This window comes from Curtobacterium sp. 18060, assembly GCF_902706105.1.
Lineage (GTDB): Bacteria > Actinomycetota > Actinomycetes > Actinomycetales > Microbacteriaceae > Curtobacterium.
The window spans coordinates 1-26,801 of record NZ_CACSJV010000048.1 but is presented as its reverse complement, the minus strand read 5'-3'; the positions used below and the strand labels follow the sequence as shown (position 1 = coordinate 26,801).

The 26,801-nt window shown below is 72.9% G+C and carries 21 protein-coding genes; 10 read left to right on the top strand and 11 right to left on the bottom strand.

Translation table 11 applies throughout. The annotated features are described in order from the left end of the window. The 5 genes from GVL05_RS16535 to GVL05_RS16515 form a co-directional block, all read left to right on the top strand. A partial coding sequence (locus GVL05_RS16535) for a glycerophosphoryl diester phosphodiesterase membrane domain-containing protein (protein ID WP_235036027.1) occupies nucleotides 1-1,229 on the top strand: 1,229 nt, incomplete at its 5' end. After that, entirely contained in the window at nucleotides 1,226-1,867 is a 642-nt protein-coding gene (locus tag GVL05_RS16530) for a DUF4129 domain-containing protein (protein WP_159573848.1), read from the top strand. The genes GVL05_RS16535 and GVL05_RS16530, both read left to right, overlap by 4 nt. Then, entirely contained in the window at nucleotides 1,864-3,096 is a 1,233-nt protein-coding gene (locus GVL05_RS16525) for a DUF4350 domain-containing protein (protein WP_159573847.1), read from the top strand. Before GVL05_RS16530 ends, GVL05_RS16525 begins: the two co-directional genes overlap by 4 nt. Beyond that, nucleotides 3,093-4,121, top strand: coding sequence for a MoxR family ATPase (locus tag GVL05_RS16520; protein ID WP_235036026.1), 1,029 nt, complete (start codon nucleotides 3,093-3,095; stop codon nucleotides 4,119-4,121). Before GVL05_RS16525 ends, GVL05_RS16520 begins: the two co-directional genes overlap by 4 nt. Then, entirely contained in the window at nucleotides 4,121-5,473 is a 1,353-nt protein-coding gene (locus tag GVL05_RS16515; protein ID WP_159573846.1) for a DUF58 domain-containing protein, read from the top strand. The genes GVL05_RS16520 and GVL05_RS16515 overlap by 1 nt, the downstream gene beginning before the upstream one ends. 12 nt (nucleotides 5,474-5,485) lie before the next feature. Here GVL05_RS16515 and GVL05_RS16510 read toward each other — a convergent pair whose 3' ends face one another. Next, entirely contained in the window at nucleotides 5,486-6,484 is a 999-nt protein-coding gene (locus GVL05_RS16510) for a stage II sporulation protein M (RefSeq protein ID WP_123938731.1), read from the bottom strand. A gap of 42 nt (nucleotides 6,485-6,526) precedes the next feature. Between GVL05_RS16510 and GVL05_RS16505 the strand changes: the two genes are divergently transcribed. Next, complete coding sequence (locus GVL05_RS16505; RefSeq protein WP_159573845.1) at nucleotides 6,527-7,396, top strand: RDD family protein; 870 nt, start codon at nucleotides 6,527-6,529, stop codon at nucleotides 7,394-7,396. A 16-nt stretch (nucleotides 7,397-7,412) separates the two neighbouring features. Here the strand turns inward: GVL05_RS16505 and ahcY are convergent, their stop codons facing one another. Beyond that, nucleotides 7,413-8,891 carry an adenosylhomocysteinase gene (gene ahcY, locus GVL05_RS16500; RefSeq protein ID WP_159573844.1) on the bottom strand — a complete coding sequence of 493 codons (1,479 nt, stop codon included), beginning with the start codon at nucleotides 8,889-8,891 and terminating at the stop codon, nucleotides 7,413-7,415. 104 nt (nucleotides 8,892-8,995) lie between these two features. Next, a complete protein-coding gene (locus GVL05_RS16495) occupies nucleotides 8,996-9,211 on the bottom strand; it encodes a DUF3499 family protein (protein WP_111085977.1) in 216 nt (71 codons plus the stop codon). A 59-nt stretch (nucleotides 9,212-9,270) separates the two neighbouring features. On the opposite strand from GVL05_RS16495, the gene GVL05_RS16490 reads away from it, so the two are divergent. Beyond that, nucleotides 9,271-9,711 (top strand): metallopeptidase family protein, encoded by a 441-nt coding sequence (locus GVL05_RS16490; RefSeq protein WP_159573843.1) that lies wholly within the window; start codon nucleotides 9,271-9,273, stop codon nucleotides 9,709-9,711. Between the two features lie 37 nt (nucleotides 9,712-9,748). Here GVL05_RS16490 and GVL05_RS16485 read toward each other — a convergent pair whose 3' ends face one another. From GVL05_RS16485 to manA, 5 genes are all read right to left on the bottom strand, one after another. Beyond that, on the bottom strand, nucleotides 9,749-11,152 hold the full coding sequence (locus tag GVL05_RS16485) for a DUF5719 family protein (RefSeq protein ID WP_159573842.1): 1,404 nt from the start codon (nucleotides 11,150-11,152) through the stop codon (nucleotides 9,749-9,751). Then, on the bottom strand, nucleotides 11,149-13,986 hold the full coding sequence (locus GVL05_RS16480; RefSeq protein ID WP_159573841.1) for a glycosyltransferase family 2 protein: 2,838 nt from the start codon (nucleotides 13,984-13,986) through the stop codon (nucleotides 11,149-11,151). Before GVL05_RS16480 ends, GVL05_RS16485 begins: the two co-directional genes overlap by 4 nt. A gap of 180 nt (nucleotides 13,987-14,166) precedes the next feature. Next, entirely contained in the window at nucleotides 14,167-14,490 is a 324-nt protein-coding gene (locus GVL05_RS16475; protein ID WP_159573840.1) for a WhiB family transcriptional regulator, read from the bottom strand. A gap of 197 nt (nucleotides 14,491-14,687) precedes the next feature. Continuing rightward, nucleotides 14,688-15,650 carry a UDP-glucose 4-epimerase GalE gene (gene galE, locus GVL05_RS16470; protein ID WP_159573839.1) on the bottom strand — a complete coding sequence of 321 codons (963 nt, stop codon included), beginning with the start codon at nucleotides 15,648-15,650 and terminating at the stop codon, nucleotides 14,688-14,690. A gap of 119 nt (nucleotides 15,651-15,769) precedes the next feature. Further along, nucleotides 15,770-16,978, bottom strand: coding sequence for a mannose-6-phosphate isomerase, class I (gene manA / locus GVL05_RS16465; protein ID WP_159573838.1), 1,209 nt, complete (start codon nucleotides 16,976-16,978; stop codon nucleotides 15,770-15,772). Nucleotides 16,979-17,023: 45 nt separating this feature from the next. Between manA and GVL05_RS16460 the strand changes: the two genes are divergently transcribed. Both GVL05_RS16460 and GVL05_RS16455 read left to right on the top strand, forming a co-directional pair. Then, nucleotides 17,024-19,168, top strand: a complete 2,145-nt coding sequence (locus GVL05_RS16460; RefSeq protein WP_159573837.1) for an acyltransferase family protein — start codon at nucleotides 17,024-17,026, stop codon at nucleotides 19,166-19,168. Next, nucleotides 19,165-20,565, top strand: a complete 1,401-nt coding sequence (locus GVL05_RS16455; RefSeq protein WP_159573836.1) for an O-antigen ligase — start codon at nucleotides 19,165-19,167, stop codon at nucleotides 20,563-20,565. Before GVL05_RS16460 ends, GVL05_RS16455 begins: the two co-directional genes overlap by 4 nt. Before the next feature lie 18 nt (nucleotides 20,566-20,583). On the opposite strand, the gene GVL05_RS16450 is transcribed toward GVL05_RS16455, so the two are convergent. Next, nucleotides 20,584-21,975, bottom strand: coding sequence for a hypothetical protein (locus GVL05_RS16450; RefSeq protein WP_159573835.1), 1,392 nt, complete (start codon nucleotides 21,973-21,975; stop codon nucleotides 20,584-20,586). 91 nt (nucleotides 21,976-22,066) lie between these two features. Between GVL05_RS16450 and GVL05_RS16445 the strand changes: the two genes are divergently transcribed. Then, the gene (locus GVL05_RS16445) at nucleotides 22,067-23,368 is read left to right on the top strand and encodes an exopolysaccharide production protein (protein ID WP_159573834.1); all 1,302 of its coding nucleotides are present in this window, start codon (nucleotides 22,067-22,069) and stop codon (nucleotides 23,366-23,368) included. 27 nt (nucleotides 23,369-23,395) lie between these two features. On the opposite strand, the gene GVL05_RS16440 is transcribed toward GVL05_RS16445, so the two are convergent. Next, nucleotides 23,396-24,142 carry a polyprenol monophosphomannose synthase gene (locus GVL05_RS16440; RefSeq protein WP_159573833.1) on the bottom strand — a complete coding sequence of 249 codons (747 nt, stop codon included), beginning with the start codon at nucleotides 24,140-24,142 and terminating at the stop codon, nucleotides 23,396-23,398. Further along, on the bottom strand, nucleotides 24,139-26,628 hold the full coding sequence (locus GVL05_RS16435; protein ID WP_159573832.1) for a glycosyltransferase: 2,490 nt from the start codon (nucleotides 26,626-26,628) through the stop codon (nucleotides 24,139-24,141). Before GVL05_RS16435 ends, GVL05_RS16440 begins: the two co-directional genes overlap by 4 nt. Nucleotides 26,629-26,801 lie beyond the last annotated feature (173 nt).

The window sequence follows — 26,801 nt, the reverse complement described above, 5'->3', positions numbered from 1 at the left end:
GTCGTCCGCCGTCCGGCTCGCGTCCGGTGATCCCCCTTCGCCCGCTCGGGTTCGGTGACGTGCTCGGCGGCGCCTTCACGGTCTTCCGCCGCAACGCCCGCGTCCTGCTGCTCTGGAGCGTGCTGCTCAGCGGCGTGCTCGGGCTGCTCTCCACCCTCGTCAGCACGTTCGGCCAGCAGGCGCTGCAGTCGCGGATGATGACCGCGTTCGACGGCAGCGGTGGTGGTGACACGATCGTCGCGGGCTCGGTGACGCTGTGGATCCTGCTGACGATCGGCCTGCCGTTCCTGGCGTACCTCGGTCGCGGCTTCCTGGTGGCACCCGTCGCCGCGGACACCGGCCAGCGGGTGCTCGGCCGTCGCGCGACCTTTCGGGGCCTCTGGGCGTTGCTCGCCGGGCGGCGGTGGCCGGTCGTCGGGTGGATGTTCGTGCAGATCGGCGCGGGGCTCGTCGTCGGGATCATCGTCGCGGTGGTGTTCTTCGGGTTCTTCGCGGCGCTCGGTGCCGGGGACGCCGGCGCCGGGTGGTTCGTCCTGGCGGTCTTCGTGATGGTGCTCGGCTTCGGCGTCGTGCTGACGTGGCTCGGCATCCGCTTCGCCTTCACCGTGCCGACCATCGCGCTCGAGGGCCGACCGGTCTTCGCCGCCGCCGCGCAGTCGTGGCGGCTCACCCGAGGTGCGTTCTGGCGGACCTTCGGCATCCTGCTGCTCGTGCAGGTGATGTTCGGCGTCGCGGCGTCGATCGCCACGGCGCCGCTCACCATCGGGGCCGTGCTCGTCGGCGGGGTGTTCGACCCGCTCGGGCAGACCGACGCGTCCTCGGGCATCGGTGCGGGCGCCCTCGTCCTGATCGTCATCGGCAGCCTGCTCGCGATCGCGGTGCAGTGCGTCACCGACGTGCTGAGCGCGGCGGTCGTCACCTTCCTGACCATCGACCGGCGGATCCGGACCGAGGCCCTCGACCAGCGCATCGCCTCGCACCTCGACACCGGGCAGCCGGCCGACCCGTTCGCGCCGTCCGCACCGGTCGCCCGACCGCCGTGGCCGCCGCAGCAGTGGGCCGGGCAGCAGCAGCCGTGGGCGCAGCAGCCGCCGCAGTGGCCCGGGCAGCCCCCGCAGGCGTGGCCCGGACAGCAGCAGGCGCAGCAGCCCTGGCCCGGACAGCAGCAACCGTGGCCGCAACACCCGCCGCAGCAGGGGCAGCACCGCCCGCCGGACGGGACCGCATGACCGCGGTCGACCCCGACGAGGCCCGCCGCCTGCTCGAACGCGAACTCGACCGGCCCGCGTACGACGGCGCCCACGTGACGTGGTGGGACCGCGCGTCACGGACGTTCCTGGACTGGCTCGGGTCCCTCCGCGCCGACGGGCTCGACTCCCCCGTCGCGGCACGCACGGCCCTGGTGATCGCGATCGTGGTGCTCGTCGCCGTCGTCGTGCTCGTCGTCGTGGCCCGCGGGCTCCCCCGACGTCGTGCACGCAGCGACGCGGACGACGCCGGCGGGGTGTTCGACGACGACGACCTCCGGTCCGCCCGCGAACTGCTCGAGGCCGCACAGTCCGCGATCCGCCGGGGCGACTGGTCGGCGGCGGTCCTCGACGGCTTCCGTGCGACCGCCCGCGGCCTCGGCGAGCGCGACCTGGTCCCCGACGTCCCCGGGGCCACCGCACGCACCATCGCCGCCCGCGCAGCCGTGCCCTTCCCCGCCGAGGCCCCGGCGCTCGACGACGCCGCGACGGCCTTCGACGCCGTCCGCTACCTCGGGCTCGACGCCGACGAGGGCACCGCTCGCCGGGTCCTCGACACCGAGCGTGCCGTGCGCCAGGCTCGTCCGGCCAGGTCCTCGGGGCCGGTGGTAGCGGCATGACCGCCAGCACTGCCACCGCCGCCGCGCCGCGCACGGGTGCGCCGTCGCCGGACCAGCCAGAGGACCGCCGGTTCCGGGTCGGCTTCTGGATCGCGATCGTGCTCGTCGGGCTCGTGCTCGCCGTGCTCACCGCCGTGGTGCAGGGCGCCGAGAGCCCGGACCGCCGGCCGCTCGACCCCGCCTCGACCACCGCGAGCGGGTCGGCCGCGCTGGTCCGGGTCCTGGAGCAGCGCGGCACCTCCGTCCGGGTGACCGACCGTGCCGACGGGATCGACGGTGGCACGGTGTTCGTCGACGACTCCGACGGCGTCCTCGACCCAGGCGTCGCCGAGCGCATCGCCCGCACCGCCGAGCACGTGGTCCTGGTGGGCGTCGACTCCACGCCGTTCGCGTCGTTCGGCCTCGACGTCACGACGGCCACCGCGCCCGAGGGCGGCGACACCGTGTCCACCGCGTCCTGTGCGATCCCGGCCGCGGCGTCGGCCGCGCGGGTGTCCACGGACGGGTACGGCTACACGGTGGACGACCCCGACGCGGATCGCTGCGCGCCGTCCGGCAGCGGCGACGACCGAGCCTGGGGACTCGTCCGCGCGGCGACGCCCGGCGGCGACGTCACCCTCGTCGGCACCACGTCGGCGCTCCGCAACGACACGATCACGACCGCCGGGAACGCCGCGCTCGCCCTCGGCCTGCTCGGCTCGGACGACCACCTCACCTGGTACACGCCGACCGTCGGCGCCCCCGACGCCGCCCCGACCCTCGGCGAGCTCGCACCGCCGTGGGTGCCGAGCGGCATCGCGCTGCTCGCCCTGGTGGCCGTCGCCGCCGCGGTGTGGCGGGGCCGACGTCTCGGGCCGCTCGTCGTCGAACGGATGCCCGTCGTGGTCCGCGCCGCCGAGACCACCGAGGGCCGGGCCCGCATGTACGCCCGCACCCACGACCGCACCCACGCCCTCGACACTCTCCGCGTCGCCGCGGTGCGCCGGATCGGTCGGATGCTCGGACTCCCCCGGTCCGCGCACGTCGACGACGTCGTCCGCGCAGCGGCCCGCGCCACCGGCATCCCGCACGACCGCATCGGCGCCGTCCTCGTCGGCGGTCCGACCCGTGACGACCGAGCCCTCGTCGACGGCACGAGGGCACTCGACGACCTCGAACGGGCCGTCCGACGATCCACGTCGGGCGACCGTCCCAGCACCGACCACGACCGACCAGGAGCACGACCGTGACCGACCTGCCAGCTGCCCCCGACCAGCACGACCCTGCACCGGGCCACCGCGCCCCGCACGACCGGAACCAGCACGACCCCGGGCTCCGCGACGCCTTCGGGCGGGTCCGGGCCGAGGTCGCCAAGGCCGTCGTCGGACAGGAGGGCGCGGTGTCCGGCATGATCGTCGGACTCCTGGCGCAGGGGCACGTGCTGCTCGAGGGCGTGCCCGGCGTCGCCAAGACCCTGCTCGTCCGCAGCCTGGCCGCCGCGATGTCCCTCGACACGAAGCGGATCCAGTTCACGCCGGACCTGATGCCCGGCGACGTGACCGGTTCCCTCGTGTACGACGCCTCCACCGGCACGTTCCCGTTCCGCGAAGGCCCCGTCTTCACCAACGTGCTGCTCGCCGACGAGGTGAACCGCACACCCCCGAAGACCCAGTCCGCCCTGCTCGAGGCGATGGAGGAACGCCAGGTCAGTGTCGACGGCGACGCCCGGCTGCTGCCCGACCCGTTCTTCGTCGCCGCGACCATGAACCCGATCGAGTTCGAGGGCACGTACACGCTCCCCGAGGCGCAGCTCGACCGCTTCCTGGTGAAGCTGACGCTCGACATCCCGCCGCGCGACGTCGAGTGGCAGGTCCTCCGCCGGCACGCCGACGGCTTCGTGCCGCGGGACGTCCGGTCGGCGGGCATCACCCCCGTGGTCGGCGTCGACGAGGTCCTCGCCGCGCAGCGCGCCGTCCGGGCCGTCGGTGCGCGTGACGACGTGCTGGCGTACATCGTCGACCTCGCCCGTGCCACCCGTCAGGCTCCGTCCGTCCGGGTCGGGGTCAGCCCGCGCGGTGCGACGGCGCTGCTCGCCGCCGCGAAGGCGTGGGCGTGGCTCACCGGCTACGACGCCATCACACCCGACCACGTGCAGGCGATGGCCCTGCCGGTCTGGCGCCACCGGCTCCGGGTGGCCGCCGACGCCGAGCTCGAGGGCGTCGGCGCCGACGGGGTGCTCCAGCAGGTGCTCGAGCAGGTGCGGGTGCCGATCTAGTGGCGGTCTCCGGCCGGTTCGTCGCGCTCCTCGCCGTCGCCGTCGTGCCCACCGTGCTGCTCGCCAGCGGGTGGGCCGGCCTGGCGTGGGTCGTCGTCGTGCTGCTCGCCGCGGCCCTCGACGTGCTGCTCGCCGCCGACCTGGCACGCGTGCGGGTCGAACGGCGGATGCCGCGACTGGCCCGTCGGGACAGCGCCGCCGACGGCACGCTCGTGCTCGCGAACGACGGCGGGCGGGTGCTCCGGGGCATCGTCCGCGACATGTGGGAGCCCTCGGCCGGACACCGACCGCGCCGGATCCGGATGACGGTGCCCGCGGGCGAACGACGGACCGCCCGCATGCGGTTCACCCCGTTCCGCCGCGGTCGACGCCGCACGGCCGGCGTCGCGATCCGGGCGTTCGGTCCGCTCGGTCTCGCCGCCCGCCAGCGGGTCGTCACGGCGCCGGGCGAACTCGTCGTCACCCCGCCGTTCCGCTCGCGACGGCACCTGCCGTCACGGCTGGCCCGGTTGCGCGAACTCGACGGTGAGACCACCCTGCAGCTCCGCGGCCACGGCACCGAGTTCGACTCGCTGCGCGACTACGTCCGGGGCGACGACGTCCGCTCGATCGACTGGCGAGCGACCGCCCGACGACAGGACCTCGTGGTCCGCACCTGGCGCCCGGAGCGTGACCGGCGGGTCGTGGTCGTCGTCGACGCCGGGCGCGCCGGGGCCGGACGGGTGGCCGACGAACCGCGCCTCGACACCTTCATCGAGTCCGCACTGCTCCTCGGTGCCCTGGCCGCGGCCGCCGGCGACCGGGTCGACCTGGCGGTCCTCGACGACACCGTCCACGACCGTGTGCACGGGGCGACCCGCACCGACGTGGTCCAGCGCTTCGGCGAGGCCCTCGCGATGGCGGAACCCGGACTCGCCGCCACCGACTGGTCCGCCGTGCCGGCGCTCGTCGACTCGATCACGACCTCACGGGCGCTCGTCGTGCTGGCGTCGAGCCTCGACTCGGTCGGTGCCTCCGGTGACCTGCTGGCGGTGCTGCCCCGGCTCACCCGGCGGCACGCCGTCGTGGTGACGAGCATCGAGGACCCGGCGGTGCAGCGGACCGCACGCGGCGGGGTGGACCCGGCCACGACGATCCGCACGGCGGGGGGCGGACGGGTGCCGGGCCTCCCGACCGGCGCGGAGCGCGACGTGTACCGACGGGCCGCTGCCGAACGCACCCTGCTCGATGCCGACGGCGTCGCCGACGTCGCACGCCGGAGCGGCGCCGAGGTCGTCCGTGGCGCACCGGAGGACGTCCCACCGCTCGTGGCCGACGCCTACCTGCGCGCGAAGGCGACCGGTCGGCTCTGAACCGGACGGACGCTACCCGGCGACCAGGGCGGACGTGCCGCGCTCGAACTCGTCGAGGTCGCCGCGCTCCCCGGCCCGGTACGCGCGACCGCCGAGCACCCACTGGTACGCCAGGACCGCGGCGAGCGCGATGGTCCCGATGCCGATCTTGACCGGCCACGGCCAGTCCTGACGGGTGACGATGCCCTCGACCAGCCCGGACAGCAGCAGCGTCAGCGTCAGGCCGACCGCGATCGTGATGAGGGCACGGCCGTCCTCGGCGAGGGCCTGCGCGCGGGTCCGGTGCGGCCCCGGAGCGACCCACGACCAGAAGATCATCAGGCCCGCGCCGCCGGCGAGGAACACCGAGTACAGCTCGAGCTGGCCGTGCGGGGCGATGTACAGGAAGAAGTCGCCCAGGCGTCCCTGCGAGTGCATGATCGCCGCGGAGACCCCGAGCCCGACCGCGTTCTGCATGATCGAGAACGGCACGAAGACGCCCGTGATGCCGAACGCGACCATGGTGGCCGCGATGTAGGCGTTGTTCGTCCAGACCTGCGCCGTGAACGCGCCGAGGCCGTGGTCGGAGTAGTAGTCGACGAAGTCCTGCGTGGCGTACTGGCGGAGCGCCTCCGGCGTACCGAAGGTCGCCGTCGCCCCCGGTGTCGTCGTGATCCAGACGGCCACGATCGCGCCGATCGCGACGGTGGCCAGCGCCACCCAGATCGTCACCCAGCGGATCCGGTACAGCGCCGCGGGCAGCTGCCGGGTGAAGAACAGGGCGACCGCAGTGAGCGGGTCGACCGGGGTGCCGGTGAAGCGCAGGCGGGCGCGGTACAGCGTGAGGGACAGCCGGTCGCCGGTCGCGGTGCGGGGTGCGGCGCCGCGGATGCGGGCGAGGTCCGTCGCGGCGGCCTGGTAGCCGGAGACGAGCCGGTCGACGTCGGCACCGGTGGTGTGCCGGGCGCGCGCGAGGCGGTCGAGCTCCTGCCACCGGTCGCGGTGCACCTCGGCGTAGGCGTCCAGGTCCACGTGTTCCCCCTCGTGTCGGCCGACTTCCGACAGAATGATCCCATGTCGAAGCCCCGCACGCCGCGCGACCTCGCCGACGCCCGGTTCTCGCTCGCCCTGGACGAGACCGCCGACGAGCTCGTGGTCGGCGAGGCGGTCGCGCTCGACGTGCAGCCGGCCGGACTCGTCCTGCGGTTGGCGTCGGCGCTCCTCGACGGGGTGTGCCTGCTCGTCCTGTACCTGCTGCTGATGTTCGGGGTGTCACGGCTGTGGCCGAGCGGCCTCGACGAGGCGTGGGGTGCCGCGCTGAGCCTCGCCCTGTTCGTCGCCGTGCTCGTGCTCGTGCCGGCCGCCGTCGAGACGGTGACCCGGGGCCGCAGCGTCGGCCGGTACGCCGTCGGCACGCGGGTCGTCCGGGTCGACGGCGGTGCGATCGGGTTCCGGCACGCGTTCACCCGCGCACTCGTCGGGCTGTTCGAGCTGTGGATGACGTTCGGTTCGGTGGCACTGCTCGTGGCGTTGTTCGGCAGTCGTCCGCGGCGCCTCGGGGACCTGCTCGCCGGCACTGTGGTGCAGCACGAGCGGCTGCCGAAGCAGCGCGACCCCCAGGTGCTGCTGCCACCCGAGCTGACGGCCTGGGCCACGGTCGCGGACGTCTCGGCGCTGCCGCAGCGACTCGAGAACCGGCTCGGCGCGTTCTTCCGCGGGGCCGCCGTGATGCGCCCCGAACTCCGGGAGTCCGCCGCCCGTGCGCTGGCCGCGGACGTCGCACCCTTCGCCCACCCGGTGCCGCCGGTGCCCGCCGAGGTGTTCCTCGCCGGGGTCGTCGTGCTGCGCCGTGGGCGGGACGTGCAGGCGCTGCGCTCCCGCGTCGGGTTGCTCACCGAGGCTGGAGCGTCAGCGTCGGCGCGGCCCCCGGGCTTCCCGCGCTAGCGCGGTGCGCGCCGCCTCAGTACCGGTAGTGCTCGGGCTTGAAGGGGCCCTCGACCGGCACGCCGATGTACGCCGCCTGCTCCGGGCGCAGCGTCGTCAACTCCACCCCGAGGGCGCCGAGGTGCAAGCGTGCGACCTTCTCGTCCAGGTGCTTCGGCAGCACGTAGACCCCGGTCGGGTACTCGTCACGACGGGTGTGCAGCTCGATCTGCGCCAGGACCTGGTTCGTGAACGAGTTGCTCATCACGAACGACGGGTGCCCGGTGGCGTTGCCGAGGTTCATCAGCCGCCCCTCGGACAGCACCAGGATCGAGCGGCCCGTCGGTAGGCGCCACTCGTGCACCTGCGGCTTGATCTCGACTTTCTCCACACCCGGCAGGGACTCGAGCCCGGCCATGTCGATCTCGTTGTCGAAGTGACCGACGTTGGCGACGATCGCCAGGTGCTTCAGCCCGAGCATCTCGTCGACGCCCACGACGCCGAGGTTGCCCGTGCACGTGATGACCATGTCGACGGTCTCGATGACATCGGCCAGACGGGCCACCTGGTAGCCGTCCATCGCGGCCTGCAGCGCGCAGATCGGGTCGACCTCGCTGACGATGACGCGGGCGCCCTGGCCGCGCAGTGCCTCCGCCGCACCCTTGCCGACGTCGCCGTAGCCGACCACGAACGCGACCTTGCCGCCCATCAGGACGTCGGTCGCACGGTTGAGGCCGTCGGGCAGGGAGTGGCGGATGCCGTACTTGTTGTCGAACTTCGACTTCGTCACGGAGTCGTTCACGTTGATCGCGGGGAACCGCAGCTGTCCGTTGCGCGACAGCTCGTACAGGCGGTGCACGCCCGTGGTGGTCTCCTCGGTGACGCCCTCGATGTCCGCGGCGATGCGGGTCCAGCGGTCGGACGACGTCTCGAGCGACGCCGCGACGGTGTCGAGCACGATCTTCCACTCGGCACTCGCGTCGGCACCGGCGACCGGCGCAGCACCAGCGGCTTCGGCGTCGGCTCCGGTGTGCACGAGCATGGTGGCGTCACCGCCGTCGTCCAGGATCAGGTTCGGACCGGCCCAGTCGGCTCCGACGGCAGCGGATTCGGCGGTCCAGTCGAAGATGCGGCTGGTGCACCACCAGTACTCCTCGAGCGTCTCGCCCTTCCACGCGAACACGGGGACGCCGGCTGGTGCGTCCGGCGTTCCGGTCGGCCCGACCGCGATCGCCGCGGCGGCTTCGTCCTGCGTGGAGAAGATGTTGCAGCTCGCCCACCGCACCTGCGCACCGAGGGCGACGAGCGTCTCGATCAGGACGGCCGTCTGCACCGTCATGTGCAGCGACCCGGCGATGCGCGCGCCGGCCAGCGGCTGCGACGCCCCGAACTCCTCGCGCAGGGCCATCAGGCCCGGCATCTCGTTCTCGGCGAGGCGGATCTGGTGACGGCCCGCCTCGGCGAGCGAGAGGTCGGCGACGCGGTACGGTGCTGCGGTCTGGGCTTCGGTGGGCATGCCCATCAGTCTTCCATGCCGGGAGGCGCGGGTCTCCAGCCGACGTCGGTCACGTTCCACGGGCCTCCCGTGCACCGCCGCTGGTGCGTCGCGGACGCGAGCCGTCAGTCGGTCTCGCGCTGCAGCGGCTCGCGCCGCACCACCTGCCAGCCGCGCGGGACGCGCAGGCCGGCGGCGTGCCGGGCGCAGAGGTCGTAGCCGTGCGGTTCGACCCGCGTGGAGAGCGGCCCGACGACGACCATGGAGTCCCCGTAGTCGTAGGTCAGGGTCGCCGAAGCGCTCGCGGCGCACGCGACCTTGCTGCAGATCCTCACGTCCATGTCGACACGGAGCCTAGCGGAGCGCCCGGGAGCACCCGGTGCGCGCGTACGATGTGGGGATGCGTCGCAAGCCCCGCCTCGTCACTCCCGTCGACCGCGGTCGAGGCCGGTCCCGGCACGGACGCGGCGGGCGGTCGAGCGTGACCGGTCCCGAACTCGCGCCGATCACGACCCGCGCCGAGGCCTTCGACCGCATCGTCGGCGACAGCGCCCACTACCTGATCGGGCTGTGGCCCGAGGAACTGTCGGGCGTGGTGTTCCAGGTGGCCGACATGCCGACCGATGCCACCCTGCCCGACGCGATGCCCCGGTGGCGGATCGACCGCGACACCCGCAGGGTCACCGTGTTCCGGATCCCCGTCGAGCGGGTGAACCGCAGCCCCGAGAAGGACGACGCGGACCGGCGGATCATCATCGAGACGGCCGTGTTCCGGGCCGTCGGCGAGCTGATCGGCAAGGACCCGTGGGACCTCGCCCCGGACCGCTACCGCCACTGGTGACGACGCGGCGCCGGGCGGCGGCGCTCCGTCCTCGTCGTCAGGGGTAGACGCGCACCGGCGTGGACACCTGGGTGGACGGTCGGATCGGGAACCCGGCGATGCCGTCGTCCCCGCGGTAGGTCACACCCGCCACGATGCCCTCGGCCCCGGAGATCGAGAGCTGCTTCGCCGTCTGCACCGGCAGGGTCGCGGTGACGCCGGACAGCAGCTGGAGCGTGGTCTCCTCGTCGCCGGAGCGGATCGTGACCGAACGGTCCTCGCGCGTGGTGTTGACGAGGTTCAGGCGGACGCCCTCCCCCGGTGCCACCGCGGTGATGACCTGGTCGCCCAGGGGCTCGGCCGAGGCGAACCAGCCGAGGTCGCTGTTGCCGTCGGCCGTCGGCGAGGTCGTCCGGGCACCGGTGACGACCGGTTGCGTCGACGTGACGGTGAACGAGTACCGGCCGTCCGGGAAGTCGTCGAGCGCGACGTCGGTCACGACCCCGGGCTCGGCAGTGGCGTTCACGGTCGTGCCGCCGCCGTCCGCCGTGCTGATGCCGAGCGTGACGCGTGCCGACCGGGTACCGGGGACGAACAGCCGGACGACGGGGGCGGCGTCCGCGGTGTCGTCACCGCGCTGCGCCTCCTGCGCGCCGGCGAGCACGACGCCGGGGATGACCTGCGACCGTGAGGGGGCGGCGCCGCCGGAGACGATGTCGTAGCCGCCGGGGGTCAGCGTGCGGACGACGGTCTCCTGCATGTGGGCGACGATCTGCCCGCCCGAGGACGACACGTGCACGACGGTGGATCCCTGGTCGGACACGAAGCCGGACAGCGGGACGACCTTCTGGGTGTTGGGGGCGACGACGATGCCGGTCGTGCCGGGGGCGCTGACCGTGCCGGTGCCGTCGTAGATCGCCAGGTCGACGGTCGCGTTCACGTCGGTCGGGTTCGACAGGGTGACGAGGCTGGTGCGCCCGGTCTCGGTCGAGCCGCCGACGAGCCAGGTCGACTGCGACGGGTCGTCGCACGACGCCGCGCCGGCACCGACCAGGTCGCCGCTGGAGACGCTCTGGTAGCTGCTGCCCGCGACCTGCGGTGTCGTGTCGCCCGCCGGGGCGGTGAGCAGGCGCGGGTCGCTGCCGCCGGTCGACGACGGGTCGAGCGAGGTCCGCTCGACGGTCGAACCGGTCGTCGCCGTGGCCACGGTCGCCGACCCGACGGTGCTCGCCTGGGTGGCGTCGTTGCCGGAGTCGTCTGACAGCCGCAGGGCACTGCCGGCGCAGACGCGCTCGGCGTCGGCGGGCACCGGGGTGACGGTGCGGCCGGCCGGGCGACCCGGTTCGGCCGCGGTGCCGTAGGCGTGCGCGGCCGTGACGGCGCCGGCAGCGACGACGACGGCGACCGCGGTCGCGGTGCCGCGGACGACCCAGCGTCGGACGGAGCGGGTGGTGGTGCTCATTCGTCGCGCTCCTCGTCGAAGGTGGTCGCGGGTTCCTCGGCCTCGATGACGTTCGAGGTGGCGCGGCGACGGCGCGGGGCCGTCGGCACGGCGAGCAGGGCGGCCGCCCCGAACACCACGCCGAGCACGACCAGGTACAGGACGTGCGTGGCACGGGCGGCGGCGGACCCGGTGGTGGTCCGGTCGACGTCGCCCTCGTAGTGGAACAGCTGGCCGTTCGTGGTCTCACCGATGCTCGTGAAGAGCGCGTTCTGCCCGATCGCGCCAGCGGCACGGTCGTGCACGGTCTGCGCCTCGGGGTCGTCACCGGCGTCGTCGAGCAGGACGAAGCTGATGCCGAGTTCCTGCAGTGCCGGCCGGGGGTCGTAGCCGCTGCGGCTCGCCAGGTTGCCGGCGAGCGTCGTCAGCCGGGCGCCGGACTCGCTCAACCGCAGGGCGGTGGCGTCCAGGGTCGACTGGTCGTCGAGGGTGGCTCCCTGGCCGCGTTCGAGCGCGACCGCGAGCGACCCGTCGTCCTGCGGCACCACGACGAGCGTGCCGACGTCGGGGTTCGCCTGCGCCTCGGCGTTCACGTACGCGCTGAGCACCCGGCCGGTGGTCGGCTGGATGGCGGCGTTACCGAGGTAGAACGCGGCGAAGGCGGGGGCCACCGCGACACCGGCGAGCACCGTCGCGACGAGTCCCGTGACCGGGGCGGCCTTGGGCAGCACATCGATCCCGATGCAGGCAGCGACCACGATCGCCAGCCAGTACACCGACAGCCCGCTGCCCGGCCACACGATGGTGGTGGTCGACCCGACGCCGGTGACGGTCACGTGGGTGGCGGCGAACGCGGTGCCGAACCCGAGCAGTGCGACGACGAGCGCCGAGCCGGCGACGGCCCAGCGGTGTCCGAGCATCGCGCCGATCGCCGCGGCGGCGATCGGGACGGCCAGGACGGCCATCACGATCGGCAGCCACGTGCCGACGGCGGCGAGCCCGGACGTGGCGGGCAGCCACCCGCTCCAGTCCGGCAGCGGCTGACCGATGGCCAGCTGCAGCGCGGACGGCGCACGCGTGGCGGACGGGACGCCGGGGTCTGCGAAGACGGCGAGGACGCTCCCGCGTGCGACCTGGGCGAGGACGAGCGGCAGGAAGAGCACCGCGGTCGGCACCGGGATGAAGGCCCGACGGTGTGCACGGCGCCACCCGACGACGAGCGCGACGAGCCACCCGATCAGCAGGACCGGCAGCAACGACGGCGCCGAGGCCGCCACGACCGCGAACAGCAGCGAGGCACCCGAGGCCCAGGCCCACGAGCGGTGCGCCTCGAGCACGGCGACGAACAGCCACGGCAGCACCAGGTGCGCGATGACGGCGCCGAGGTGGCCCGTCGTGACCGCGCCGACGAGCGAGGGCGCGATGGCGTACAGCGCGGCACCGATCACCGGCACCCACTTGCGCGTGGTCACCTTGCGGACCGCGAACCAGGCGCCGAGGGCGGAGACCGGGAACGCGACGAGCATCACGAGCACGACGGACGTCGAGGGCGACCAGAACACGATCGACCCGAGGACCGCCAGCAAGGCGGCGAACGGGTCGGACGGACCGGTGAACCCGGTGCCGAGCGAGTGCCAGCCGTACCCGACGTTCTGCCAGAGCTGCCCGACACTCGTGCTGAGGGGCAGCAGGCCGCCGCCGGTCAGCGCCGGTGAGCCGAGCAGGGGGTAGAGCGTGACGACGCTCAGGACGGCCGCGGCCAGCACGACCCAGATCCCGCCGTCGCCGAGGAACGACGCCCGTGCGATCGGTGCGTCCTCGACCCGGGCGAGTTCCACGTCCCGCGAGGTGGTCCGGTGCTCGTGCACCCGACGCCAGCTGACCCGGAGCGGTTCGACGGCGGCCCAGCCGAGCTTCTTCGTGCGGGCGAGGTTCCGACGCGCCCGACCGGTGCCACCACCGAACGCCACCGCGAACGCCGCGGCGAGCTCGGGGACGACGGCCGCCGGGTGCTTGGCGACGAGGTGGCCGATCGCCCGGCCGACCGCGAAGGGGACGAGGGTGAGCCAGTGCAGCCAGAGCAGTCCACCCGGCGCGTAGGTCATCCGGCGGTGCAGCTGCGCCTGCCGGTGCATGCGGACACGGCGGGCCTCGGAGACGCGCTTGCGGCCGAACTCCTCGACCGGACCGGCGGTGGTGACCTTCGCCTCGGGGACCACGGCCACGCGGTGCCCGGCCAGGCGGACCCGGACGCAGAAGTCGAGGGCGGCGTCGACGTCGGGCAGCGCCGGGTCGAAGCCGGCGAGCTCGGTCCACACCGAGCGGCGCACGAGCATGCCGCCGGCGGCGACGCCGAGTACGTCGGTGTGCCGGTCGTGCTGGCCCTGGTCGAGCTCGTCCTGCACGAGGCCGATGGAGCGACCGAAGCGCGTCATGCTCTCGCCGAACGCGCGGATGAGCGAAGGGTCGTCGTCGGCGACGAGCTTCGGACCCGCGACGACGACGGACGGCGCGATCTCGACGGCGGAGAGCAGGTCGGCGAGCGCGGTCGGCGACGGTGCGTTGTCGTGTCCGAGCAGCCACAGCCACTCGTCGACGGGCTCGTCCGCGACGGCGGGCGGAGCCTCGCGCTCCCCGCGGGCGACGGCCTCGCCGAAGGGGCGTCCGGCCGGCAGGCGCAGGAGCTCGGCGGACCCGCCGAAGGACAGGCCCGCGGTGGAGCCGTCGGTCGACCCGACGTCGACGACCACCAGGTTCTCCGGGTGGCGGGTCTGGGCCGCGAGTGCGTCCAGGGTCCGGTCGAGGTGGGCCGCTCCGTTGGCGGCGACGAGGATCGCGGTGACTCTGGGCTGCATGACGGGCGTCACTCTACGGTCTGGAGGCACGGCGTCCGCTGCGGACGGCGGCGCGCCGTGAACCTGCGCGGCCGAGCGGTCACGGCGCGCCAGCGCCGTGCGAGGTCGCGCCGAGGAGCCTGCGACGAGGATTCGGGACCGCACGGTGTGCGCCGGGCGCGCACCGTGCCTCCTGGACGGCTACGCGCGCTTGCGCAACTTGCGACGCTCGCGCTCGGACAGGCCGCCCCAGATGCCGAAGCGCTCGTCGTTCTCGAGCGCGTACTCGAGGCAGTGCGCCCGCACCTCGCACGAGGTGCAGATCTTCTTCGCTTCGCGCGTGGAGCCGCCCTTCTCGGGGAAGAACGCCTCCGGGTCGGTCTGCGCGCACAGCGAGTCGACCTGCCACGCGAGCGGGTTCTCCTCGTCGTCCGTCTCCGGCCGTCGGACACCCGGGACGCCGAGCGCCACGGGGTCGACGTGCCAGTCCTCCGGAACTCCGGCGTGGAAGTCGGAACTGTTCACCCTGATCACCCCTGACGTCTCGATAACGGGACCACAACGATTGAAGTCGTTGCCTGTAATTACAGCGGTGTCATTCGCCTGAGTCAAGTCGCGGATCATAGAAGGCACCGACCGCTTCGGCGTGTCATGTCCCCCGTCTGGGCGTGTCGCACCCGGTCTGTCGGGGTTTCGGGGGACAACTGACACGTCCTCAGCCACTAGGAGGCGCTGCGGCGGGCCTCCCACGCACTCGTGACCATCTCGTCCAGGGTGTGGCGCATCGCCCAGTCCAGGTCGCGCGTCGCGGCCTCGCCGGTGGCCACGATGCGCGCCGGGTCACCGGGCCGGCGGGGAGCGATCTCCGGCTCGAAGGCGATCCCGGTGCCCTTCGCCATGGCGTCCATGATCTGCCGGACGCTCACACCGTCGCCGCTGCCGAGGTTGTACGCCTGCTCGAGCGGCTCTCCCGCCTCGAGCTTCTGCGCCGCGACGGCGTGCGAGTGCGCGAGGTCGGCGACGTGGATGTAGTCGCGGACGCAGGTGCCGTCCTCGGTGGCGTAGTCGTCGCCGTTGATGCGGGGCGTACGGCCGGCCAGCAGTGCGTCGAACACGAGCGGGAACAGGTTGTGCGGGCTGGCGTCGTACAGGTCGGGCTCGCCGGACCCGACGACGTTGAAGTAGCGGAGCGAGGTCGTCGTGAAGCCGGCGGCGACCTCCATGTCGCGCAGCAGCCACTCGCCGATGAGCTTCGACTCGCCGTACGGCGATTCGGGCGCCTTCGGGGTCGACTCCACGACGACGTCGACGTCCGGGGTGCCGTACACCGCGGCGCTCGAGGAGAAGACCGCCTTCGTGACGCCGTTCTCGGCCATCGCGCGGAGCAGCGTGGCCATCCCGGTCACGTTCTGCTCGTAGGTGTGCAGCGGACGCTCGACCGAGACGCCGGCGTACTTGAAGCCCGCGACGTGCACCACGCCGGTGACGTCGTGCTCGCGCAGGGTGCGGGCGACGAGCTCGCCGTCGAGGATCGTGCCCTCGACGAACGGCACGTCGTCCGGCACGAACGCGCGGAAGCCGCTCGAGAGGTCGTCGAACGCGACCGTGTCGATGCCGGCCGAGCGCAGTGCTCGGACGACGTGGGACCCGATGTACCCGGCACCGCCGGTGACCAGCCAACTCATGGTCGCCACGCTAGCGGACGGACGCGGCGCCCCGGTGGCAGCGTGCGGGACCGCGCCAGGGCGTGCGGCTCCGCGCCGGTCCGGTGCTGCCCGGGGTCCGGTGCCCGGGTCACTGCGGACTACCGACCGGTGGCGATGAACACCGTGGACGTCACGCCGTTCGACGAGTCGGCCTCCACCGTGACGTCACCCTCGTCCGGCGTGATGAAGCAGGACTCGCCCTTGCGGAGCAGCGTGGCGGACGTCGCGCCGACGAGCGTCACGACGCCCTCGGTGCAGATCGCGATCGACGGTCCGGTCAGCGGGGCCACGCCGCCGGTGCTCAGTCCGACCGGTCGTCCGTCCCCGTCGACCCGCAGCAGCGCGAACCCGACGCCCTCCGGCGCGAAGCGGTCCACGCCGGGAGCCAGGCGCTCGGGCTCGAGGACCGGTGCCGGGTACGCCGTGAAGTCGAGCACGTGCAGGAGTTCGGGCACGTCGACGTGCTTCGGCGTCAGTCCCCCGCGCAGCACGTTGTCGGACGGCGCCATCAGCTCGATGCCGAGGCCGTCCAGGTAGGCGTGGATGTTGCCGGCGGGCAGGTACATCGCCTGCCCCGCGGTGAGCGTCACCCGGTGCATGAGCAGGGAGACGACGATGCCGGGGTCGCCCGGCCAGCTCGTCGCCAGGTCGCGGACCGTCGCCGTGTTCGGGGTGAGGACGTCGTCGTCGAGGGCGAGGGCGAGGTCGCTCGCGGCCTGCACGACGGCGAGCGCGGACTCGTCGGCCGTCTCGAGCCACCGGACGGTGTCCTCGAGCCCGTGCTGCAGGTGCACCTCGAGCGGGCCGAGCCGACCGCTGCCGGCGTCGAGCACGCGCACCTCGGCCAGGGTGTCCTCCACCGGGCGGAAGCCGCTCAGGGCCTCGAACCGCTCGCTCAGGGCGACGACGAGCTCGGGCTTCGGGAAGGGGTCCTTGTAGTTGCGCGCCGGGTCGTCGATCGCGATGCCCTCGCGCTCCTCGCGCGCGAAGCCGGCCTCGGCCTGCTCCGGTGTCGGGTGCGCCTGCAGCGACAGGGGCGCCGCCGCTGCGAGCACCTTCAGCAGGAACGGCAGGCCGGTGCGGTCGCCGCCCAGGGCGTCCTGCGGCTCGGCGGCGATCCAGTCGAGCAGCGTGTCGGCACCGCCGACCATCGCCGGGTTGACGACCACGCTCGGGCTGCCCGGGTGCGCGCCGAGCCAGAGCTCTGCCTGCGGGGCGCCGGTGACGGTGCGACCGAGGAGCTCCGGGATCGCGGTGACCGACCCCCAGGCGTAGTCGCGGGGGGTGTTCGTGATGCCGAGGAACATGGGCGAGAGCCTACCGGCGCGGCCCGCGACACTAGAATCTCCGCGATGTCTGCAAGCACGGTGGAGTCACCGCCCCGAGGGTCCCTGCGTTCCTCCCCCCGCCGCACGGCCGACCCCACGCGGTGGGACATCCAGGGGCTCCGTGCGTTCGCGGTCCTCGCCGTCGTGCTCTACCACCTGTGGCCCGACCGGCTGCCGGGCGGCTTCGTCGGCGTCGACGTGTTCTTCGTGATCTCGGGCTTCCTGATCACCGGACACCTGCTCCGTGAGCTGACCACCACCGGCCGGATCGGGCTCGCCGGGTTCTGGTCGCGGCGGGCGAAGCGGCTGCTCCCCGGGGCCTTCCTCACGATCGCCGCGACGGGGACCGCCGTGCTGGTGTGGGTCCCGAGCGCGCTGTGGGGCCAGTACGGCCGTGAGCTCATCGCGTCGACGGTCTACGTGCAGAACTGGCAGCTGGCCGCCGACTCGGTCGACTACCTGGCGCAGGGCAACCAGGCGTCGCCCTTCCAGCACTTCTGGTCGCTGTCGGTCGAGGAGCAGTTCTACATCGCCCTCCCGCTCCTGCTGCTCCTCGCGTTGTGGGTCGCTCGGCGTGCACGTCGGGACGGCGTCTCCCCCGCCGTCGTCGCGCAGGTGCTCCTCGGCGCCGTCGTGGTCCTGTCCCTGGCGTGGAGCATCGTCCAGACCCACACCGCCTCGGGCGTCGCGTACTTCTCGACGGCGACCCGGGCGTGGGAGTTCGCGCTCGGCGGGCTCGCGGCGACCATCCCGCTGGCGGCGCCGCGCACCGGACCGGCTCGGTCGGTGCGGGTTGTGGGGGCGTGGGTCGGCGCGGCCGGGCTCGTCGCGTCGCTCGTGCTGATCACCGGGTCCACGCCCTTCCCCGGCATCGCCGCCGCGCTGCCGGTCGTGTCGGCGACGCTCGTCGTGCTGCTCGGCGCGCACTCGGGGCTGCAGCGCATCGGCAGGATCACCCCCGTCGGGTTCCTGGGCCGGATCTCGTACGCCGTCTACCTGTGGCACTGGCCTGCCGTCGTCATCCTGCCGATCGTGCTCCGCCACGAGCTCACGACCAAGGACAAGGTCGCGATCCTCGTCGGCGCCGTGCTCGTCGGCTCGGTCACCACGCTGTGCATCGAGGAGCCGCTCCGGTTCTCCGGATGGGTGCGCGCGCTGCGGCCGCGCCGGGTCGCGCTCTACGGCGCCCTGAGCACCGTGCTCGTCGTGGCCCTCGGGGCCGCCTCGCTGACGGCGCTGCACGTCCAGCAGGTGCAGGCGGCCGAGTTCCAGCAGCGCCTGAGCACCGGCGACGTGCGCTGCTTCGGTGCCGCCGCACTGATCTCGTCGTCCGACCCGTGCGTGAACCCCGCCCTGGCGGACGTGCGAGTACCCGCGGCCGCGAACGCGCTCGACGACGACTCGAACCGCGGAGCGTGCTGGTCGAACGACTCGAGTGCGTTCAACGTCTGCGAACTCGGCCCGAAGTCCGGGTACACGGAGCACCTCATCGCGATCGGCGACTCGCACAACAACGTCTTCGTGGACACCTACGAGGCGATCGCGAAGGCGAACAACTGGCGCATCGACGTCGCCGGGCACCAGAGCTGCTACCTCACCACCGCGGTGCAGAAGGCGAACACGGAGAAGCAGGTCGACGACTGCACCGCCTGGAAGCAGAACGCGATGGCGTACCTGCGCGCGCACGGCGACCTGGACGGCGTGATCGTCACGCACTCGACCGGCAACGGTCCCGTCGCCTCGGTGCCCGGGCAGTCGGACAGCGAGACCGTCGTCGACGGCATGGTGGCGGCGTGGCAGGCGGCGGCCGACGCCGGCATCCCGGTCCTGGCGCTCCGCGACAACCCGACCGCTCGGACCGACGTGGTGGCGTGCGTCGGCCAGATGTCGGGCCCGACGACGAGCGCGTGCGACTCGAGCCGCTCGTTCGGCCTCGGCCTGTTCGACGGCTCGGAGCAGGCCGCCGCCCGGATGCCCGGCACGGCGCGGGTGATCGACCTGACGCAGTACTACTGCACCGACACCACCTGCCCGGCGGTCATCGGCGGCGTGCTCGTGCACCGGGACCGCACCCACCTGACGAACACCTTCGCGACGACCCTGGCGCCGTACCTCGGCGACGAGATCGCCCGCGCGCTCGCTGCCTTCCGCAAGGACGGACGCGGATGACCACGTACCCTGACGTCGTGACGAACACCTGGCCGCTCTCGCGCGGGACCGTACCCGAGCGCGAGGCGTTCGCGTTCGGTGCGACGCTCCTCTTCGTCCTGTTCGCCGGCGACGCCTTCCCGAACACCCTGACCTGGTTCGGGGCCGCGGCGGTCTGGGCCCTCGTCGCAGCGTGGGGCGTGACGATCCTGGTCCGGGCGAAGCCACCGCTGGTCCGGACGCCGTGGGCGCTCTGGTTCTTCCTCGCCTGGTGCCTGGTGTCCGTCGCCTGGTCGCACTGGCGCCCGGCGACGCTCGCGAGCATCGCCGCGCAGGTGATCTGCGCCGCGATGGCGTTCGCGATCGCGTCGACCCTGACCTGGCGTCGGATCCTGGACGCGATGAGCCTCGCGTTCCGCTGGGTGCTGATGGGCTCGCTGCTGTTCGAGGCGGTCGTGGCCGTCGTCGTCCGGCACCCGATCGTCCCGGTCTGGACCGACTACGGCGACCGGGACATCCCCGACGCCTTCTACTTCTCCCGCGCCGAGCTGCTGACCGGCGGCCGCATCCAGGGGCTGCCGGGCAACGCGAACCTGCTGGCGATGGTCACCCTGCTCGCCGCGATCGCCATCGCCCTGCAGTTCGCCGAGGGTCGGATGAGCCGGAACCGCGCCGTCGGCTGGTTGGTCGTGGCCGGTGGGGTCCTGGTGCTCACCCGCTCGTCGACGGTCCTCGCCGCCGCGCTCGTCGTCGCCGCCGCACTGTTCGTCGCACTCTGGATCCGTCGCGTCCCCACCGAACAGCGGACGCCGCGCTACCTGCTCGCCCTGGTCGGTGCCGTCGTCGTCGGCGTCGGGGCGTTCGCAGCACGCGGGACCGTGTCGGAGCTCCTCGGCAAGGGCGCGGACGCGACGGGCCGCGGGGACATCTGGCAGCGCGTGCTCGAACTGATCGGCCAGCACCCGGTCGTCGGCTGGGGGTGGATCGGGTACTGGTGGCCGGACATCCCGACGCTCGCCGACCTCGCACACCGCAAGGGCGTGACGTACCTGCAGGCGCACGACGCGTACCTCGACGTGTGGATGCAGACCGGCATCATCGGGTTGGTCCTGTTCGCCCTCTACGTCGTGACGACACTCGACCGGTCGTGGTCGTCCGCGACCAGGATCGGGTACGACGCCGCAGGGTCCCCCAGGTCGTTCGACCCGGTGTCGCTCCTGCCGCTCCTCCTCGTCGTGGCGCTGCTCGTGCAGTCCGTCGCCGAGTCGCGGTTGCTGTACCAGGGCAACTGGGTCCTGTTCGCGCTCATCGCGATCAAGTCCCGCATCGTCCTGGTCAGCGAGGAACCCCGGTCGGCCGGCGACGGCCCGCGCACCCCGCCCGCACGGCGGGAGTGGCGGCTGCCGGCCGTTCGCTGACCCGGGCGCACCGGGCGGTCACCGCTCGAGCAGTCTCGAGCACGGCACCTTGGCCGTCCACGGCGCCTTCCGGATCTCGACGTCCCGCGTCGGGTCGCCCGCGCACGCCGCGACCGCGCCGGGGACCTGCGTCGCCCAGACCGGGCCGTCGCTGCGCCGTGTGGCTCCCGGGGCCAGGTTGCCCACCACCGCGACGACCAGGACGGCGACCACGGACCAGCCCGCCAGCACGCGGACGAAGCGGAGGGCGCCTGCCGGCCGCGCCCCACGTCGCGTCGGCCGCGCTCCCCGCTGCGCCGGACGTGCATCGAGGAGCACGCTCGCCGCGACGACCACCGCTGCCAGCAGGAGCATGCCCGACGCCGCGGCGTAGCGCAGCGGCGGGACCGCTGCGAGTGCCGGGATCGGGTGCGCCCACGCCTGGCCCTGTCCCCCGTTGGCGATCAGCGCAGCCCACCACACGCCGCCGGACACCGCGGCGAGCGCGACGATCACCCAGCGTGCGCGCCACGTCCCGACGACGAGCGCGACCACCACCGTGGCGGCGACCAACAGGACGGGCACGAGCACGACGCCCCAGCCGTGGGTCACGACGGCGCGGACGGCAGCACCGACGTCCGGTGTCCAGGTCCCCGCGACGGGCTGCAGCAGCCACCCGGCGACCACGTCGGTGAACGCCGGTCTGCCCGGCGGCTGCGATCGCTGGTCGGTGAGGGCGGTTCCCACCTGCGCACCGGCGCCGATCAAGGCGACGATGGTCACCGGGACCGCGCGTGGCCACGCCCGGTCGCCCGGACCGTTCCGCAGGGGGAACCACGCGAGGAGCAGGAGCGGCAGGAACAGCACGGTCTGCAGCTCGGTGAGGACCGCGAAGGCGGTCAGGACGGCGACCGTCCCGGACGCCCACCACGTCCGCGCGCGGTACGCGAACAGCCAGGGGGCGGCGAAGAGCATGTACCAGTGCAGGTTCGCGGCGTTCCCGCTGATCTCGTAGGGCGCGAGCGGGAGCAGGGCCGGCACCGCGGCGAGCAGGGCCCGGAGCGGCCACTGCGGCACGACGTCGCGCGCGAGCAGGAACACGGTGACGCTCACCGCGCCGACGACGACGCAGGCCCCGGCGGACAGTGCCCGGGCGTAGTCCTGGACGGGCAGGGCCCAGGCGACGTCGACGAGCAACCGGGGCACGAGGTGCAGGTACCCGGCGTAGGGGTGCAGCAGGGAGTCGACGGGGCCGAGGGCGATGCGTTCCCGCAGGAACAGGCCACCGTCCTCCGCCCACACGGTACTGCGGGCCGTCGGCCCGAGCCGCCACCAGGCGAGCGCGGTCGTGGCGACGCCGACCAGGACCGCGGCGGCGGCCACGCGGAGGCCGTCGAGACGGCGGTGGGTCGGACTCGCGGGGCGCTGCATGGTCCGTCGACGGTAGCCGGTTCATCGCGTATCAGCGATATCGACGCTCCGCGATGGCCCGGTACCGAGGTGCGTGCACCAAGATGGTGGGGTGACGGACGGACGGCTGACGAAGCGGGTGCGCGCGCGCCGCTACCTCTCCGCCTGGATCGGGTTCTCCGCCGGCGGGCGGTTCAGCCAGGCGCTCGCGACGGTCATCGTGCTGTTCGCGTTCGGGCAGCCCACCGTCGGGGCCGTGGTCGGGACTGCCGGCACGTGGGCGGTGCTCGTCACGCTGTTCGTGCTCGCCGGCCTGAGCCTGCTCGGGCAGCGGTACCGGATCGAGTGGCACGGGGTGCTGCCGCTGTCCCTGCTGGCGTTCGTCGGGTACTGCGCGCTGAGCGTGCTCTGGAGCGAGTACTCGTGGGTCGCGCTGCGGGGGCTCGTCGCGACCGTGTGCTTCATGGGCCTGGGGCTGTACCTGGCGCTCGGGCGCGACCTGGTCCAGGTGATCCGTGCCTCGGGTGATGCGTTCCGGATCCTCCTCGTGACCGCCCTCGGCCTCGAGGTGCTCTCCGGCCTGGTGCTCGACGTCCCGTTCCCGGCGTTCGGCATCCGCGGCGACATCGCCTACGGCGGCCCGATCCAGGGCATCGGCGGCACCCGCAACTTCATGGGCTTCATCGCTGCCATGGCGCTCGTCACCTTCGTGGTCGAGTTCCTCACCCGCTCCGTCACGGTCTGGCGTGCCGTCGGCTCCACCGCCCTGGCCGTCATCGCCCTGATGCTCGTCCAGTCACCCATCACCGGGCTCGCGATGATCGCCCTGGCCGTCACGGCGCTCGCGCTGTGGTCACTCCGGCACGCCAGACCCGCGACGCGCCCGGTGGTGAACGGTGTCCTCGGCGCGGCCGTCCTGCTGGCCCTCGTCGTCGCGGTCCTCGCCCGCGGGCGACTGCTGGCCGAGATCGGCGCCGCCGGTGGCACCGCCACGCGCATCGACCTGTGGTCGCAGATCCGCGTGCTCACCGAGCGCTACCCGATCCAGGGCTGGGGATGGGTCGGCACCTGGCCGCGCGAAGCCGTGGTGCCCTACGTGACCCTGCTCGACCCGGCGGGGATGCGGTTCCCCTCAGGGCTCAACGCCTTCGTCGACGCCTGGCTGCAGATCGGGCTCGCCGGCACGATCATCCTCGGCGTGACGGCGCTCCTGGCGTTCGCGCGGGCCTGGGTGACCGCGACGACGTTCCCGGGGGTGGCCTACGTGTGGCCGGCCGCTGTACTGGTGCTGCTGGCCGTCACGAGCACGGCGGAGAGCTACCTGCTGCACGGCGCCGGCCTGATGGTCTTCGTGACGGTGCTCGTGATCGCCGCCCGGCGGCGCTCGTGGCGCCGGCACCTGCCGCGCCCCTGAACCGCAGCGCCCGCACGCGCCACGTGGTCACGGACGCGTGCGACGACCCAGCCGGCGCTGCAGGCCCCACTGCGTGACACGGAGCATGGCCTCGAGGACGATCGACCGGCTCATCTTCGAGACCCCGTGCATGCGGTCGCGGAACCGGATCGGGACCTCGACCACCCGGCCGCCCAGGGCGTCCACCCGCAGGGTCATGTCGACCTGGAAGCAGTACCCCTTCGAGTCGATCGACCCGAGGTCCATGCGGGCGATGGCCGGGGAGCGGTAGACGCGGAACCCCGCGGTGATGTCACGGACGTCCAGGCCGAGCACCAGCCGGGCGTACGCGTTGGCGCCGCGGCTCAGCACCCGGCGGCGGAGCGGCCAGTCGACCACCGTCCCACCGGGCACCCACCTCGACCCGATCGCGAGCAGGACGTCGTCCGCGGACTCCACGGCGTCGATGAGCGCGGGCAGGCGGTCGGCAGGGTGCGACCCGTCGGCGTCCATCTCGACGAGCAGGGGGTACCCGCGCTCCAGGCCCCACCGGAACCCCGCGACGTAGGCGGTGCCGAGGCCGGCCTTGCCGGCGCGCTGCAGCAGGTGCACCCGCCGGTCGTCGGCCGCGAGCGACCGCACGATGTCCCCCGTGCCGTCCGGGCTGCCGTCGTCGACGACGAGGACGTGTGCGCGGGGCACGGCCGTCAGGACGGCTGCGACGACGGACCGGATGTTCTCGGCCTCGTCGTACGTCGGCACGACGACGAGGGCCGCGGCGTCCGTCGTCGTCACCGGCTCGTCAGGCGCCGCTTGATCTTGCCCGCGACGCTGCGCGGGCCCTCGGTCCGGAAGTAGTGCACGGCACGGCCGACGTCGTACCGGACGCCCGAGAGCTTCTTGCGCTCCGGCACCCGCACGCGCATCTGGTGTGCCTCGGCCACGGCCACCGTGTCCCGCACCGACTTGTCGGCGGCGCGGACGGGGTTCCGGCAGAACTCGACGAGCGGCGCGAGGACGTTCTCCCACGTGAACTGCTCGCGGATGCGGTCGACGTTGCCGATGAACTCGGCGCGCGCCTTCTTGTCGAACAGAGCCGTCTCGAGCGCGGCAGCGAGGGTGTCGATGTCCTGCTCGTGCACGGCGATGCCGAGCTTCTCGGCGGCGACGAGGTCGCCGAACGAGTCACCGGCGGTCGTCACGATGGGCAGACGCGCCCACAGGTAGTCGAGGATCCGGGTGCGGAAGGAGAACGTCGTCTCGAGGTGCTCGTAGTGCGTCGAGACGCCGGCGTCGGCCTCGAGGAGGTAGGCGCCACGTTCCTCGTACGGGATCCACGCGTCGTTGAAGAAGACGTTCTTGCCGGTGAGTCCCAGGGCATCGGCCTCGGCACGGACCTTCGCGACGATGTCCATCTCGGGCACGTCCGGGTTCGGGTGCTGCACGCCCATGAAGAAGAGCTTGACGGTCGGCTTCCGCTCGGCGAGCTGACCGATCGCCCGCACCAGCGTGATCGGGTCGAACCAGTCGTAGATGCCACCGCCCCAGACGACGAGCTTGTCGTTCTTGCCGATGCCCGGCACGACTCCCTTGACCCGCGGCTGGTCGTGCACCGGCGGCGTCGAGGACAGGCCGAACGGCACGACACCGATGAGCGACCGGAGGTCGGGGTCGCGGGAGTACGTGCGGGCGTTCACCCGACCGGAGCCCGCGAGCTGCCCGAGCCAGAACATGCGCTGCCGCTCGGATGCACAGATGAAGTAGTCACCGAGTTCGAGCTGGTGGTTGAGCGTGTCCGAGGCGTCGAGGATCTGCCGGTTCCACTGGTCGACGTCGTCGCTGCGGCCCTGCTCGAGCTGCTCGAGGTGCAGCGGGTCGTACACGTCGACCACCAGGATCTTGCGCGTCGACTCGAGGACGGGGAACAGGCGCAGCGCGTGGCCCTGGACGATGATCACGTCGGCCCAGGCCTCGTGCTCGACCATCTGGCGCGGGTGACGGTGCGGGACGGTGACGACGTCGTACGACGGGTCGATCTGCGTCGAGCGGGTGAGGCTGATCACGCGCACGTCGTGCTCGTTCGCGAGCTGCTTCGCCATCTGGGTCGCGCGGATCGCCGGGCCGGCCATCTTCTCGCCGATGGAGTCACCGGTGACGATGAGGATCCGACGGCGCGCACCGACCTCGAGCACCCCGAGCGAGTGCACGATCTTGTCGTAGCCGGCAAGGTAGTTCTCGATCGGGTACGCGGGCTCGTCGCGGTTGCCGAACAGGCGGAGGAGCTCGCGGTCGCTGCGGACCCGGCTCGCCTGGATCTCGCGGCGCGACTCGGTCATCGACGGCAGCTGCTCGACGAACTGGTCGACACCGTAGACGCCGGCCAAGCTCGTCTTCGGGACCGGGACGGTCGGGACGCTGTCGTCGCCGGGGTTCCGCAGGTCGAGCGACGTGGAGTCGAGCTCGCCACGGCCCACGGCACGGCGGACCGCGAGCGCCAGCGACCCGGGCAGGGCCGCGGCGAGCTGCTCGTCGCCGAGGTTCTTGTAGAGCGTGAAGAGGGCGTTGCGCTCGAGCAGGTAGGTCTCTCGGAAGTCGCCGAACTTGTTCATCGACGCGTGGTGCTTGTGGAACGCCACCGACTTCGGCTGGTACCGGAAACGCCAGCCGAGCAGGTTGAGGCGCCACCCGAGGTCGACGTCCTCGTAGAACATGAAGTAGCGGTCGTCGAAGCCGCCCAGCTGCTCGAAGAGCTCGGCGCGGATGAACATCGCGGCACCGGTGCCGAACAGGACGTCGGTCTCGCTCTCCCACCGGCCGGTGTCCGGCGACCCGGCGAACGGCTTGTAGCCCATGCCGTACCAGGTCATCGCGGCCTCGGTGAAGTCGATGTTCACGCCCTCCCAGTCGAGGACCTTCGACGCCACGGCACCGATGTCGGCGCCGGACGCGAACGTGGCCATCGCCTCGCGCACCCAGCCGGTGTCCGGGCGGGCGTCGTTGTTCAGGAACGCCACGATCTCGCCCGAGGAGTGCTCGACGCCCAGGTTGCAGCCGCCGGTGAAGCCGAGGTTCTGGCCGGAGTCGACGAAGGTGAAGTCGAGGTCCGAGGCCTTCAGCCGCCCGACGTGCTCGGCGCCGGAGCCGTTGTCGACGACGATGACCTCGAGCCGGTCCTGCGGCCAGTCCTGCTTGCGGAGCTCGGCGATGCTCGTCAGGGTGTCGTCGGTGCCCTTGTAGTTCACGAGGACGACGGAAACGACTCCTGGCTTGCGCTCTGTCACGACGAGTTCCTCCAGCTGATGCCGCGCCTGCGGCACGGTTCGGTGATCCGGACGTCGGGGGTGCCCGGCGACCGACAACACCCTACAAGGCGCAGCACGGCGCTCGGCGGAGGTCGGGTGTGCTTCGTGCACAATGGCACCGTGATGCACCCCGCGATCCCGTCCTCCCCCGC

Bases quoted from the DNA above. Each gene is read 5' to 3' on its own strand.
- manA (WP_159573838.1), bottom strand. From the start codon at position 16,978: ATGTTCCTCGGCATCACGAACACCCCCCGCGACTACGCCTGGGGGTCG.
- ahcY (WP_159573844.1), bottom strand. From the start codon at position 8,891: ATGCCCACCGAAGCCCAGACCGCAGCACCGTACCGCGTCGCCGACCTC.
- galE (WP_159573839.1), bottom strand. From the start codon at position 15,650: ATGAGTTGGCTGGTCACCGGCGGTGCCGGGTACATCGGGTCCCACGTC.
- GVL05_RS16505 (WP_159573845.1), top strand. From the start codon at position 6,527: ATGTCGAAGCCCCGCACGCCGCGCGACCTCGCCGACGCCCGGTTCTCG.
- GVL05_RS16495 (WP_111085977.1), bottom strand. From the start codon at position 9,211: ATGGACGTGAGGATCTGCAGCAAGGTCGCGTGCGCCGCGAGCGCTTCG.
- GVL05_RS16530 (WP_159573848.1), top strand. From the start codon at position 1,226: ATGACCGCGGTCGACCCCGACGAGGCCCGCCGCCTGCTCGAACGCGAA.
- GVL05_RS16490 (WP_159573843.1), top strand. From the start codon at position 9,271: ATGCGTCGCAAGCCCCGCCTCGTCACTCCCGTCGACCGCGGTCGAGGC.
- GVL05_RS16480 (WP_159573841.1), bottom strand. From the start codon at position 13,986: ATGCAGCCCAGAGTCACCGCGATCCTCGTCGCCGCCAACGGAGCGGCC.
- GVL05_RS16450 (WP_159573835.1), bottom strand. From the start codon at position 21,975: ATGCAGCGCCCCGCGAGTCCGACCCACCGCCGTCTCGACGGCCTCCGC.
- GVL05_RS16460 (WP_159573837.1), top strand. From the start codon at position 17,024: ATGTCTGCAAGCACGGTGGAGTCACCGCCCCGAGGGTCCCTGCGTTCC.
- GVL05_RS16525 (WP_159573847.1), top strand. From the start codon at position 1,864: ATGACCGCCAGCACTGCCACCGCCGCCGCGCCGCGCACGGGTGCGCCG.
- GVL05_RS16485 (WP_159573842.1), bottom strand. From the start codon at position 11,152: ATGAGCACCACCACCCGCTCCGTCCGACGCTGGGTCGTCCGCGGCACC.
- GVL05_RS16455 (WP_159573836.1), top strand. From the start codon at position 19,165: ATGACCACGTACCCTGACGTCGTGACGAACACCTGGCCGCTCTCGCGC.